10 protein-coding genes are annotated in these 13,655 nt (G+C 59.3%); 3 read left to right on the top strand and 7 right to left on the bottom strand.

What is annotated here, in order from left to right; genetic code table 11:
• Positions 1 to 95: 95 nt before the first annotated feature.
• Together J3R80_RS01655 and J3R80_RS01650 are read left to right on the top strand one after the other, a co-directional pair.
• Complete coding sequence (locus J3R80_RS01655; protein ID WP_275392014.1) at positions 96 to 3,803, top strand: vitamin B12-dependent ribonucleotide reductase; 3,708 nt, start codon at positions 96 to 98, stop codon at positions 3,801 to 3,803.
• Positions 3,804 to 4,236: 433 nt separating this feature from the next.
• Positions 4,237 to 4,539 (top strand): hypothetical protein, encoded by a 303-nt coding sequence (locus J3R80_RS01650; protein ID WP_275392013.1) that lies wholly within the window; start codon positions 4,237 to 4,239, stop codon positions 4,537 to 4,539.
• Between the two features lie 96 nt (positions 4,540 to 4,635).
• On the opposite strand, the gene ilvN is transcribed toward J3R80_RS01650, so the two are convergent.
• The 7 genes from ilvN to J3R80_RS01615 form a co-directional block, all read right to left on the bottom strand.
• On the bottom strand, positions 4,636 to 5,202 hold the full coding sequence (ilvN, locus tag J3R80_RS01645) for an acetolactate synthase small subunit (RefSeq protein ID WP_275392012.1): 567 nt from the start codon (positions 5,200 to 5,202) through the stop codon (positions 4,636 to 4,638).
• A 13-nt stretch (positions 5,203 to 5,215) separates the two neighbouring features.
• On the bottom strand, positions 5,216 to 6,970 hold the full coding sequence (locus tag J3R80_RS01640; protein ID WP_275392011.1) for an acetolactate synthase 3 large subunit: 1,755 nt from the start codon (positions 6,968 to 6,970) through the stop codon (positions 5,216 to 5,218).
• Positions 6,971 to 7,322: 352 nt separating this feature from the next.
• Positions 7,323 to 8,174 (bottom strand): arginyltransferase, encoded by an 852-nt coding sequence (locus J3R80_RS01635; RefSeq protein ID WP_275392010.1) that lies wholly within the window; start codon positions 8,172 to 8,174, stop codon positions 7,323 to 7,325.
• Between the two features lie 120 nt (positions 8,175 to 8,294).
• Positions 8,295 to 8,783: an RDD family protein gene (locus J3R80_RS01630; RefSeq protein ID WP_275392009.1), complete on the bottom strand. Its 489-nt coding sequence runs from the start codon at positions 8,781 to 8,783 to the stop codon at positions 8,295 to 8,297.
• 95 nt (positions 8,784 to 8,878) lie between these two features.
• Positions 8,879 to 9,406 (bottom strand): DUF2852 domain-containing protein, encoded by a 528-nt coding sequence (locus tag J3R80_RS01625; RefSeq protein ID WP_275392008.1) that lies wholly within the window; start codon positions 9,404 to 9,406, stop codon positions 8,879 to 8,881.
• 179 nt (positions 9,407 to 9,585) lie between these two features.
• Positions 9,586 to 10,116, bottom strand: a complete 531-nt coding sequence (locus J3R80_RS01620) for a cytochrome b/b6 domain-containing protein (protein ID WP_275392007.1) — start codon at positions 10,114 to 10,116, stop codon at positions 9,586 to 9,588.
• A gap of 111 nt (positions 10,117 to 10,227) precedes the next feature.
• Entirely contained in the window at positions 10,228 to 10,707 is a 480-nt protein-coding gene (locus tag J3R80_RS01615) for a YbaK/EbsC family protein (protein ID WP_275392006.1), read from the bottom strand.
• A 132-nt stretch (positions 10,708 to 10,839) separates the two neighbouring features.
• Here J3R80_RS01615 and J3R80_RS01610 point away from each other — a divergent pair, with 132 nt between their 5' ends.
• Positions 10,840 to 13,641: a glutamine-synthetase adenylyltransferase gene (locus J3R80_RS01610; protein WP_275392005.1), complete on the top strand. Its 2,802-nt coding sequence runs from the start codon at positions 10,840 to 10,842 to the stop codon at positions 13,639 to 13,641.
• Positions 13,642 to 13,655 lie beyond the last annotated feature (14 nt).

The following is a 13,655-nucleotide window of genomic DNA, read 5'->3' as shown; positions in this document are numbered from 1 at the left end:
TGTCTTTTCCGGTCCTTGCGATCAGCTAAATTTGGAAGGGTGAAGGCGTGCCCAGACACGCAACACCACAGCGCACGAAGGATCGACGGGGCACTATGAAAATCGAACGCAAATTCACCAAGGCAGGCAAAGACGCATATTCGGATCTGGATTTCATCTCGACCTCGTCCGAGATCCGCAACCCGGACGGGACAGTGGTGTTCAAACTGGACAATTGCGAGGTGCCGGCGGATTGGAGCCAGGTTGCATCTGACGTGATCGCGCAGAAATATTTCCGCAAGGCCGGTGTGCCTGCCGCCCTGAAACGGGTGAAAGAAAAAGGCGTTCCGGACTTCCTGTGGCGCTCAGTCCCCGATGAAAAAGCGCTGGCTGATTTGCCGAAAGACGAGCGGTTCGGCGGTGAAACCTCGGCCAAGCAGGTGTTTGACCGTCTGGCGGGGGCGTGGACCTATTGGGGCTGGAAGGGTGGTTACTTCACCACCGAAGCCGATGCGAAGGCCTATTTCGATGAAATGCGCCACATGCTGGCCAGCCAGCGTGCCGCGCCGAACTCGCCGCAATGGTTCAACACCGGTCTGCATTGGGCCTATGGCATCGATGGTCCGGCACAGGGGCACTACTATGTCGATCACAAGACCCGCAAGCTGACCAAGTCGAAGTCGAGCTATGAACACCCGCAGCCGCATGCCTGCTTTATCCAGTCGATCGGTGACGATCTGGTGGGCGACGGCGGCATCATGGACCTGTGGGTTCGCGAGGCGCGCCTGTTCAAATACGGGTCGGGCACCGGCACCAATTTCTCGTCCCTGCGCGCCGCTAACGAGCCGTTGTCGGGGGGCGGTAAATCGTCGGGCCTGATGGGCTTCCTGAAAATTGGTGACCGCGCTGCTGGCGCGATCAAGTCGGGCGGCACCACGCGCCGCGCTGCCAAGATGGTGATCGTGGACAGCGACCACCCCGATATCGAAGAATACATCAACTGGAAGGTCAAAGAGGAACAGAAAGTCGCCTCGCTCGTGGCCGGGTCGAAGATGCACGAAGAGCATCTGAACCACATCTTCGCCGCCATCCGTTCGTGGGACGGGGCAGAAGAAGATGCCTATGATCCCAAGGTCAACGAGACCCTGAAAGACGTCATTCGGGCCGCGAAAAAGGTCGCAATCCCAGAGGTTTACGTCAAGCGCGTGCTGGATTATGCCAAGCAGGGCTATGGCTCGATCGAGTTTCCGACCTATGATACCGACTGGGACAGCGAAGCCTACGCGACCGTATCGGGCCAGAACTCGAACAACTCGGTCCGCGTCACCGATGCCTATCTGAAGGCTGTTGAAGCCGATGCGGATTGGGAGTTGATCCGACGCACCGATGGCTCGGTCGCCAAGACCATCAAGGCCCGCGATTTGTGGGACCAGATTGGCCACGCCGCCTGGGCCTGTGCCGACCCCGGCATCCAGTATCACGACACCGTCAACGCCTGGCACACCTGCCCGGAAGACGGCGAAATTCGCGGATCGAACCCCTGTTCGGAATACATGTTCCTGGATGACACGGCTTGCAACCTGGCCTCCATGAACCTGCTGACCTTCCTTGAAGACGGCGTGTTCCAGGCCGAGGATTACATGCATGCCACCCGTCTGTGGACGATCACGCTGGAAATCTCGGTGATGATGGCACAGTTCCCGTCGAAAGAGATTGCCGAGCGCAGCTTTGTCTTCCGCACGCTGGGGCTGGGATACGCCAATATTGGCGGTCTGCTGATGAATATGGGCTATGGCTATGACTCGGCGGAAGGTCGGGCCTTGTGTGGCGCGCTGACCGCGATCCTGTCCGGCGTGTCCTATGCCACGTCCGCTGAAATGGCAGGCGAGCTGGGCGCGTTTGAAGGGTACGAGCGCAACAAGGACCATATGCTGCGCGTCATTCGCAACCACCGTACCGCCGCTTATGGTGCGACCGAAGGGTATGAGGGGCTTGAGATCAAGCCGCTGGCGCTGGATCACGGCAACTGTCCCGACGCGAAACTGGTCGATCTGGCCATGGGCGCATGGGACGAGGCACTGGCGCTTGGCGAAAAGCACGGCTATCGCAACGCGCAAGTGTCCGTGATCGCACCGACCGGCACCATTGGTCTGGTGATGGATTGCGATACCACCGGGATCGAACCTGATTTCGCGCTGGTGAAGTTCAAGAAACTGGCCGGGGGCGGATATTTCAAGATCATCAACCGCTCGGTGCCTGCTGCGCTTGAAAAGCTGGGCTATGCGTCCTCCGAGATCGAGGAAATCATCAGCTACGCGGTCGGTCATGGCACCCTTGGCAATGCGCCGGGGATCAACCACACGACGCTGATCGGCCATGGGTTCGGCGAAAGCGAGATCAACAAGATCGAAGCAGCGCTGCCGTCGGCCTTCGACATCCGTTTCGTGTTCAACCAGTGGACGCTGGGCGAGGAGTTCTGCACCAACGTGCTGGGCATCCCGGCCGAGAAGCTGAACAACCCCGATTTCAGCCTGCTGAGCCATCTGGGCTTCACCCGCAAGGACATCGAAACCGCAAATGACCATGTCTGCGGCACGATGACGCTGGAAGGGGCGCCGCACCTGAAGGAAGAACACTACAATGTCTTTGACTGTGCCAACCCGTGCGGCAAGAAAGGCAAGCGTTTCCTGAGTGTTGACAGCCATATCTACATGATGGCCGCAGCGCAGAGCTTCATCTCGGGCGCCATCTCGAAAACCATCAACATGGCGAATGACGCCACGATCGAGGATTGCCAGAAAGCCTATGAACTGTCGTGGAGCCTGGGCATCAAGGCCAACGCGCTCTATCGCGACGGCTCGAAGCTCAGCCAACCGCTGGCCGCTGCTTTGGTCGAGGATGACGAAGAGGCCGAGGAAATCCTTGCCTCCGGGTCGCCGCATGAGAAAGCCGTGACGCTGGCCGAGAAGATCATCGAAAAGGTGGTCATCAAGGAAGTGGCGCGGGGCCGCGAGAAGCTGCCGGAACGCCGCAAGGGGTATACCCAGAAGGCCATCGTCGGCGGGCACAAGGTCTATCTGCGCACCGGCGAATACGAAGACGGCAATCTGGGCGAGATCTTCATCGACATGCATAAGGAAGGCGCTGGCTTCCGGGCAATGATGAACAACTTCGCCATCGCCGTGTCGGTTGGCCTGCAATACGGGGTGCCGCTTGAGGAATTCGTCGATGCCTTCACCTTTACCAAGTTCGAACCGGCAGGGATGGTGCAGGGCAACGACTCGATCAAGAACGCGACGTCGATCCTGGATTATATCTTCCGCGAGTTGGCCGTGTCCTATCTGGACCGCACCGATCTGGCCCATGTGAAACCCGAAGGCGCAAGCTTCGACGATCTGGGTCGTGGCGAGGAAGAGGGTGTCTCGAACGTGCAAGAGCCGTCCGAGACAGCAGCGACCAAGTCACTGGAAGTGCTGAAACAAATCAGCTCGACCGGGTATCTGCGCAAGCGCATGCCGCAAGAGCTGCTGGTGCTGCAGGGCGGTGTTGAAGCGGGTGGGACGGTTTTGACCGGCACCGATCCGGTCGGCGCGTTGAATACGCTGGTGCCGGAAACCGCAGGGGTGAAAACCACCGTGACAGAGACGCTGGTCAGCGAGACCGCCGTGTCCGCCGGGACGATCAACAAGATCGACGCCCGCACCAAGGCCAAAATGCAGGGATACGAGGGTGATCCCTGCGGCGAATGCGGCAACTATACGCTGGTGCGCAACGGCACCTGCATGAAATGCAACACTTGCGGGTCGACCACGGGCTGTAGCTAAGAGATTGCCGGGCGCGTCCATGTCCCAAGGGATGTGCCCGGCAAACTGGGTGGGGGTTCGCGAGTTCCGCCTCCCATCTTGACACGGGGCGGGTGCGCTCGCCTCCTGACGCGGATAAGGCCGCAGGCAAAAACACCGGGCGGTAACAATCACGAGCCTTATCAGCGAAACTGGGGTGCCCTTGGGCGCCCCATTCTTTTTGTGACGTCCATCAGGCCGGGCAGTTGGCGGCTGGCGTGATCGACCTGACTGATTCTATAGCACCATCTGCGATGGTTGACGTAACGGCATCAATGCGGGCTGTGCGCGCCGATTGACTCAGATAGCAACTCAGCGTTTTGAACAAAGTTAAGGATTTCTTCCCATGGGCGAATATTTGCCCTGTTCCTGCCATATCCTGTCGATAAAATATCCACCAGAAGTGGAGAAGAAAATGTTGGGGATAATCCTATGGTACAACGCCGAAAAGAGCGTTGGCTTGGTTTGGTGTGAAGATCAGGGGCCGCTGGCGTTCATCGGCCCTGATGTTGTCGCACCTGAGGGTATGGGCGAATTGCGGCGCGGATCGCAGATCTGGTTCGGCTTTGACGAAGCCAATGGCTTCCGAACGGTCAGACGCATTGAAGAGGTCGGTGTCGTTATGGGCGGGATTGATCCGGCGCAGGTGCTCAGCAGCTATGACAGGCCTGAATTCGACAAATCAGATGCGCGACCCGTTCTGCGGGTTGTGGCCTAATCTGTCGTGGACGAGATCAACGCCGACCAAGGGTCGCATTCACACGGCTGGCGGTGCCCGCTAACTCCTTAACGGGCGCCGCTGGAATTTGTCGGATTATTCTGTTGCGCCACGCGATAGGGCGGCAACCCCGGTGCGGGCCACTTCGATCAGGCCGAGCGGGCGCATCAATTCGGCAAAAGCCGAGATTTTCTCGGTCGTGCCGGTGATTTCGAACACGAAACTGTCAAGGGTCGAGTCGACCACATTGGCGCGGAAGATGTCGGCCAGGCGCAGGGCTTCGACCCGCTTGTCGCCTGAACCTTCTACCTTGAACAGGGCCAATTCGCGTTCCACCGCGGGGCCTTCGACGGTCAGGTCATGCACATCGTGAACGGGGACGATCCGGCCCAGTTGCGCCTTGATCTGCTCGATCACGGCTGGCGTGCCGGTGGTCACGATGGTGATCCGCGACAGGTGGCCCAGATGGTCCACCTCGGCCACGGTCAGGCTTTCGATGTTGTAACCACGCCCCGAGAACAACCCGATCACGCGGGCCAGAACACCGGCCTCGTTGTCGACGACGATCGCCAGCGTATGGCGTTCGATGATATCGGCATTCGGGTCGCGCAGGTCATAGGCCGATTTGCGCGAAGAGCCTTTTTTGATCTTGAGTGCAGACATTTACAGACCCTCCTTAAACCAGCGTCGCGCCCGAGGAACCGATGACGCCCTGCGTCTCGGCTTCGCCCAGAAGCATCTTGTTATGCGGCTCGCCCGACGGGATCATCGGGAAGCAGTTGGCGTGTTTTTCAACCAGAACGTCCAGAATGAACGGGCCGTCATAATCCAGCATTTCCTGAATGGCGTCATCCAGCTCGGCAGGATCGGACACCTGACGCCCTTTGCAACCGAATGCCTCGGCCAGTTTCACGAAATCGGGCAGGCTTTCCGACCAGCTGTGGCTATAGCGTTCGCCGTGCAAAAGCTCCTGCCACTGGCGGACCATGCCCAGACGTTCGTTGTTCAGGATGAATTGTTTGATCGGCGCACGGAATTGAACGGCCGTGCCCATTTCCTGCATGTTCATCAGCCAGCTTGCATCGCCCGCCACGTTGATCACACAGGCGTCCGGGTGTGCGATCTGCGCGCCCAGTGACGCGGGCAGGCCATAGCCCATCGTGCCCAGACCGCCCGAGGTCAACCAGCGGTTGGGATCGTTGAAGCCAAGGAATTGTGCCGCCCACATCTGGTGCTGGCCCACTTCGGTGGCGACGTATCGATCCTTGTCCTTGGTCAGCGCCTCAAGGCGTTCCATCGCGTATTGCGGCTGGATAACCTTGTCATCGGCTTGATAGGCAAGGCAGTCGCGTCCACGCCATTCCTCGATCTTGGTGACCCAGCTTTCCAGCGCAGCACCGTTTGTCTTGCGGCCGCGGGCCTTCCAGATTTTCAGCATGTCTTCAAGCACATGCCCGACATCGCCGATGATCGGGATTTCGACATGAATGACCTTGTTGATCGAGCTGGGATCAATGTCGATATGGGCCTTTTTCGAACCCGGGCTGAAAGCGTCGATCCGCCCGGTGATCCGGTCATCAAACCGCGCGCCGACACAGATCATCAGGTCGCAATCATGCATCGCCATGTTGGCTTCATAAAGCCCGTGCATCCCCAGCATGCCCAGCCAGTGATCGCCATTGGCCGGATAGGCGCCCAAGCCCATCAGGGTCGACGTGATGGGAAATCCGGTGGCATCCACCAGTTCGCGCAGCAATTGGCACGCTTCGGGGCCTGAGTTGATCACACCGCCACCGGTATAGAAGATCGGGCGTTTCGCGGTTTCCATCGCGGCCACAAGCTCGGTGATTGCCTCGATATCCCCGCGCACCTCTGGCGCGTAATGACTGGTTTCCGCCTTTGCGGGCGGCGTGTAGGAGCCGGTAGCGAACTGCACGTCTTTGGGAATGTCCACAAGTGTCGGACCGGGACGCCCCGTCGTCGCCACGTGGAACGCCTGATGAATGACGTCGGCCAGTTTATCGGTCTCTTTCACCAACCAGTTGTGTTTGGTGCAGGGGCGGGTGATGCCGACCGTATCGGCTTCCTGAAACCCATCCGTGCCGATCATGAAGGTCGGCACCTGTCCGGTCAGAACCACGATTGGGATAGAATCCAAAAGCGCATCGGTAAGCCCCGTCACCGCATTGGTCGCGCCGGGGCCAGAGGTCACAAGAACAACACCGGGCTTGCCGGTCGAACGGGCATAGCCTTCGGCGGCGTGCACCGCACCCTGTTCGTGACGCACCAGAATGTGCCGGATGTCGTTTTGTTGAAAAATCTCGTCATAGATCGGTAGGACAGCGCCCCCCGGATAGCCGAATACTGTGTCGACACCCTGATCCTTCAGGGCTTGTACCACCATTTTCGCTCCGGTCATTTGACGTGTCATCACTCTCTCCGTTCCACGTGCGTTCTTCATAAAAAAGCCCCCGATATTCGGGGGCGCATGGGGATCCAATATGGTTCCGTTACCGGCCCATGCGCCATTTCCTTACAAGTACGAGGACGCTGCGCATCGCAACACTTTCCTTAGCCTTGCCCACCTGGTTCGTTTGTGGGGCTTTTTGACAATAGTGGCGCGACATTATGAGGGGGGCGGTGGGGCGTCAACCGGGAAATGGGCGAATAAAGTGTCGCGGTTGTCGGTTTTTTGAAATTTTAGGGCGATCTGGGGGTGTTTTGGCGCAACTTATGAAAACGCACTGGCTTAAAACCGGTCGCAACAGAATCCCTGCGGCGGCCTAGCTGCTGCCAGAGCGCACCGTGTCGGGCAGGGTGATGCTGGCCACTTGTTCCGCAATCGGATCGGTGGACAGCGGATGAAGCTCGGATGTGTAATCCTCGTCGCCATGAAGTGCGGTCCATTCCCCCTGACGATAGATTTCCAATGCCGAGAATTTGGCTTTGTAATCCATTTTCGGGCTGCCGGGGACCCAATAGCCAAGATAGACATAGGGCAGGCCGGCCTCGCGGGCGATCTGGATGTGGTCCAGGATCATATGCGTGCCAAGCGACGTCTTGGTGCGTTCGGGATCATAGAAGGAATAGACCATCGACAGCCCATCATCCAAAACGTCGGTCAGGCAAACCGCGCGCAGGGGGCCTGTAGGTTCGTCGCCCGGTTCCTGATCCGCTCCGCGTTCTGAATACTCGACCACGCGGCTTTTGATCGGGGTTTCTTCGATCATCGCAGCAAATTCGAAAACATCCATGTCCGCCATGCCACCGTCGGCGTGGCGCGTATCCAGATATTGACGGAACAGCTCGTATTGATCTTCGCTGGCCCAAGGTGCGCGGGCGCGGCGTTCCAGATCGCTGTTGCGTTTCAACGTGCGGCGTTGGCCCTTTGTCGGTACAAAATCCGCCACGCGGATGCGGGCGGACAGACAGGCCGAACATTCGGCACAAGATGGACGATAGAGCACATTCTGGGATCGGCGAAACCCTTGCTTGGACAGGGTGTCATTCAGGGTGCTTGCGTGTTCACCTTGCAAGGCGGTGAACAATTTACGTTCCATCCGGCCGTTCAGGTAAGGACATTCCTGCGGCGCGGTCACATAGAACTGGGGTGCAAGCGGTAATGTATGGCGCATGACACTTTCAAGATTGTTCAAGTGTTCAAAAGTTAGCCCGGACGGTCGGATCGGGCAAGTCCCCGACAGTCATAAGGTAAATGTGGCGCGCAGGGGCGCCACATTGATTGTTTTCAGCGGTTAGTGACCAGCAGCACGGTTCACGGCAGCCGTGCCAAGCATCATGTCAACCAGACCCTGACGGCGTGGCGTGGTAAGCATCATCACGATCGAGATCAACTGCACCACAAAGGTCGACATCGACACGAAATATCCCAAAGTGTGCAGGGCGGCTGTGGTGCGATCGAACCGTTCGCCACGGTGGTTGCGCAGCTCAATCGCGGTCAGGCGCATTCCCAGCGTAGCCGACGCGTTCGACAGGGTGGTGACGCGATAGACAAAGCTGACCGCCAGATAGATCAACCCCCACAGGAAAAAGCCGATGCCGAATGTCAGAAGGCTGATCAGGACGCAGATTGCCGCGATCAGCACCACGTCGATAAACCAGGCAAACAGGCGCTTCAGCGTGACATCTTCATAAAATTCGGCCTGTGTGTCGGGATCGGGCAAACCCCAGTATGCGGCGCGACCGTGCGCTTCGCTGTGATATGCATGTGGGAAATCAGACATGATCGGTCCTGTTTGCTTGTGCTTGTCGACGGATAACCCGGCCCGTTTTGGGGGCCGGGTAGGGGCTGCCACCACGGTTTGTGACAGCGGCCAGTTTACGACTTTTTCTTTTTCTTGTCGCGGGCGGGTTCGTCCAGCACCTCGACATCTTCTACATCGTCGTCGGCATAATCATCGTCATATGCTTCGTTACGTGCGGTTTGGGCTGCGGTGGCGCGTTCTTCCATGAACTGGTCGAACTCGGACTTGTCCTTGGCGGCCCGCAGGCGTTCCAGGAACGCTTCGAATGCTTCCTGTTCGCTCATCAACCGGCGCAGAGTTTCCGCTTTATAGGCGTCAAACGCGGTGTTGCCGGAGGTTGAAAAACCGTGACGGCGCGCATAGCGGGCGTCTTTCCATGCGGTGGTTTCAGTTGAACGACGGTGGCTGCAGGATTTCGAGAACATGCGTTTGCTCCAGATCATATAGGCAAGTAGGGCCAGCCCGATGGGCCAGAAGAAGATGAAGCTGATGACCATGGCGGCGATCCAAGCGCCCTTGCCGCGCTCGTCCAGCCATGCTTCGCTTCGCGAAAACCAACCGCGAGGGGCGGCGGGGAAGTTGGTTTGAGCGGCGGTGTTCATGGTAATGTCTCCGTAGTTGGCGTTGAATGTGAATGTCTTTCACATGACTAGGATGTGGGTATTTCTGTCGCGCCATCAAGGGTGAATGTGAAAGTTTTTTACATTTATTATTCAGGGCATTGATTTTATATGAAAAAAGCCGCCAAAATCTGGCGGCTTTTATAGAGGTATGGGGCGGTTTAGGTGCGTGGACCGAACCACATGCGGCTGAACAATCGGTCTTTCAGCTTGAATTGGTGGTACGCCCAACCCGCGATATGGGCCAGAATGGTCAGGGCCAGCAGTTTAGACAGAATGCCGTGCGCCACGCGGGGGGCCAGATCATGGAAGGTTTCAGGCAGCGGAGCGCCTGATCCACCGAAAACAATAGCTGGCAGTCCGGCAGCTATCGAAATGCCGATACCGCTGGCGACCATCAGCAAAACCAACCCATAAAGCGCCCAATGTGCGACCTGCCCACTCAGGTTCAGAAGGGCACTTCCGGTATCTGCCTTTGGCGGGTGTTCGGTTCTGAGGCGTGTCACCAATCGGATCACCATCAACGTGCCGATGATCAGGCCGATTGACATATGCGCGCGCAGGCTGAACATTTTGTCGGGGCTGTCATTGGGCAAAGCGGCCAAAACCTGTCCCCCCATAATCAAGGCGACGATGATCATAATGGCCAGAATCCAGTGCAAAGCGACCAAAAGGGGATGATAGCGGGTCATGGCGGTCTCCGGTTTTGAATACACCAAGCATATTACTTGCATTTGCAAGATCAGCAAGCTGAAACTTGCAAATGCAAGCGATTGGAGCCAACGACCAGAAGGTACGTCGCATTATGGCGCATCTTCGATGAAATCTCCCTCCACCGCAGACGCGGCCCTGATCAAAGCAGATGGCGGGGCGGGAAATACGTGGCGTGGTGTGCCCGCTGCCGCCCAGACCGTTTCAAAAGCCAAAAGCCGCGGGTCATAAAAAGCGCGCACATTCTGGATCAGGCCAACCGGTGAAACACCTCCGATCGCAAAACCGGTCTCGGCACGGATCAGCTTGGCATCAGCTTTGCCCAAAGGCTCGCCCGCCAGCGCCGATGCCTTGCCGGCATCCACCTGATTTCCGCCTGCGGTCAGAAACAGAATGACATGTCCGCTCTCTTCGCCCCGGAAGATGATCGACTTGGCGATTTGATCCAGGTTGCATCCCACGGCGCGGGCAGCATCGGCCGCCGTGCGGGTTCCCTCTGACATCTCGCGCACCTCGGTGTCGATCCCGAGGTCGACCAAGGCCTGTTTCACCCGTTTCAGGCTTTTTGACATGTTCGGACCCCTTCGTGTTTTGCCGTCCGGTCACGTTATCTGTTTGCCTGCGCACTACAAGCCGCTGCGACCTTATTGACGCAACCCTTACTTCCAGTTGACCCGCCCGAACCGGCAGCGCAATTTGCGCCTATGAGCCATAAGCCCTTTGCCACCCGCATCACCCGTTGCCCAATCCCGTTCGAGGTCGAACCGGCCGACGAGATCGACGCCCTGTTTTCTGACCTGCCGCCCGAGCTGCGCGCGGTGTTGGCGGGAGCGGCTGGCTGTGCGCCCTATCTGAAAGGCCTGATGGAACAGCAGAGCGATTGGCTGCGCGCGGCATTGGTCGGCGCGCCGGAAGATGCGATCACCGCGGTTCTGGCGGATATCACGTCACAGGCCGACAGTGACAGCGCCCTGCGGGCCAGTTTGCGCATTGCCAAGCAACGGATTGCGCTGTTGGCCGGGCTGGCCGATCTGGGGGGTGTTTACGCACTGGAACAGGTGACATCTGCGCTGACCGATCTGGCGGATCACGCGACCAATTCGGCCATGCAGTTCCAAGTCGCGCAGGAAATCCGGCGCGGCAAGCTGCCCGGTATGACCGAAGATGATATTGTCACCGCTGGCGGCATGGTCGCCATGGCGATGGGAAAAATGGGGGCGCACGAGCTGAATTACAGCTCGGACATCGACCTGATCATGTTGTTTGATGACAGCAAGTTCGAAGGGACCGACTTCCATGACGCCCGCGCCAGCCATGTCCGTGCCACGCGGAAGATGAGCGCGATGCTGTCCGAGTTGACCGCCGATGGCTATGTGTTCCGCACCGATCTGCGCCTGCGCCCCGATCCCGCCGTCACCCCGGTTTGTGTCTCGATGGAGGCGGCCGAACGCTATTACGAAAGCCTTGGCCGAACGTGGGAGCGCGCCGCCCATATCAAGGCGCGCCCCTGTGGCGGGGATATCGCGGCGGGCAAGGCCTATCTGACCCGTCTGCGCCCGTTCATCTGGCGCAAGCATCTGGATTTCGCCGCCATTCAGGACGCGCATGACATGCGACTGCGCATTCGCGAACACAAGGGTTTGCATGGTGACATAACCCTGCCAAGCCACGACATGAAGCTGGGGCGCGGTGGCATTCGCGAGATCGAGTTCTTCACTCAGACCCGCCAGATCATCGCCGGTGGGCGCGATGAAAGCCTGCGGGTGCGCGGCACCGTGGATGGGTTGGCGGCGCTGGCGGGCAAAGGCTGGATCCCCGGCGATGTGGCCGAGACCCTGACCGATCATTACCGCTTCCATCGCGCAGTTGAACACCGGGTGCAAATGATGCGCGACGCGCAAACACACAGGTTGCCATCGACCGACGAGGGGTTTGATCGGCTAGCGCGGATGATGGGGGAAGGCGATACCGAGGTGCTGAAGGCCCGGATCCACGACGCCCTGTCCGAAGTGCACAACGTGACCGAAACGTTCTTCGCCCCCGATGGGTCTGCCGCCGACACGCGCGAACTGGACGAAACCGAGGCCGAGATCGTGCACCGCTGGGAAAGCTACCCCTGCCTGCGGTCGGCCCGCGCCGTCGAAATTTTCAACCGTCTGAAGCCCGATTTGCTGGCACGCCTTGCCGAAGCTCCGCGCCCGCACGAGGCCCTGATCCATTTCGATGGTTTCCTGTCGCGCCTGCCTGCCGGCGTGCAGTTGTTCTCGCTGTTCGAGGCCAATCCGACCCTGGTCGATTTGATCGTTGATATTGCCGCGACGGCACCCGCGCTGGCGGCTTATCTGGGACATAACGCACAGGTGTTGGATGCGGTGATCGGCGGAGGGTTCTTCGAAGATTGGCCGGGCACCGAGGTGCTTCGGTCGCAATTGGAAGACCGCCTGCAGGCTTTGCCGGATTACGAAGCGCGGCTGGATGGCACCCGTCGCTGGATGAAGGAATGGCATTTCCGTATCGGGGTGCATCTGTTGCGCGGGTTGATCACAGCGCGCGAGGCAGGCACGCAATACAGTGACCTTGCCGATGCCGTGATCCGCGCGATCTGGCCCGTCGTGGTCGAGAATTTCGTGCTTAAACACGGCGACCCGCCGGGGGCCGGGGCCGCGATCATCGGGATGGGGTCACTGGGCGCGCGTAGCCTGACAGCGACCTCGGATCTTGATCTGATTATGATTTATGACCCCGAAGGTGAAGAGACATCCGAAGGCCGCCGTCCGCTGGCAACGCGCACCTACTATGCGCGGCTGACACAAGCATTTTTGACCGCCTTGTCAGCGCCAATGGCCGAGGGGCGGCTTTACGAGGTTGACATGCGCCTGCGCCCGTCAGGCCGTCAGGGGCCGGTGGCAACCTCGATCGACAGCTTCCGCGCCTATCAACGCGACGAGGCGTGGACATGGGAACATCTGGCCCTGACCCGTGCCCGCGTCGTAACCGGCCCCGAAAGCGTGACCCAAGCCTATGACGCCGCGCGCGCCGAGGTCATGGCGTTCGACCGCGACCCCGCCAAGGTCGTGGCCGACGTGATCGACATGCGAAACCGCATCGCCGAAGCGAAAACCAGCGGTGGTGCATTGGACGCCAAGCTGGGCGCAGGCTATTTGCAGGACGTGGAACTGGTTGCACAAGCCGCCGCGCTTCTGTCCCACGATACCGCGCGTGACCCTGCGGCGCAGATCGCGCAAGGGATGGCGCTTGGCTGGTTTTCCGACGCGCAGGGACAGGCCATGTCGGCCAGTCACGACCTGATGTGGCGGCTTCATGCGGTGTCGAAACTGTTGTCCGAAGGCCCATTGGACCTTGACGCGCTGGGGAAGGGCGGTCAGGACTTGCTCTTGCGTGAAACCGGTGCCGAAAGTGGGGCGGCGCTGGTCAAGGAACTGGAGACCAGGGCAAGGGCAGCCGCCCGCGCCATAGACGAGGTGCTGGCGTCACCCCCGGATTGATCCCGGATCGCCAC

The sequence above is a fragment of the Aliiroseovarius sp. Z3 genome (genome assembly GCF_029105185.1).
Classification (GTDB): domain Bacteria; phylum Pseudomonadota; class Alphaproteobacteria; order Rhodobacterales; family Rhodobacteraceae; genus Aliiroseovarius.
The sequence above is the reverse complement of the archived record's forward strand: the minus strand, read 5'-3'. Positions and strand labels throughout refer to the sequence as shown.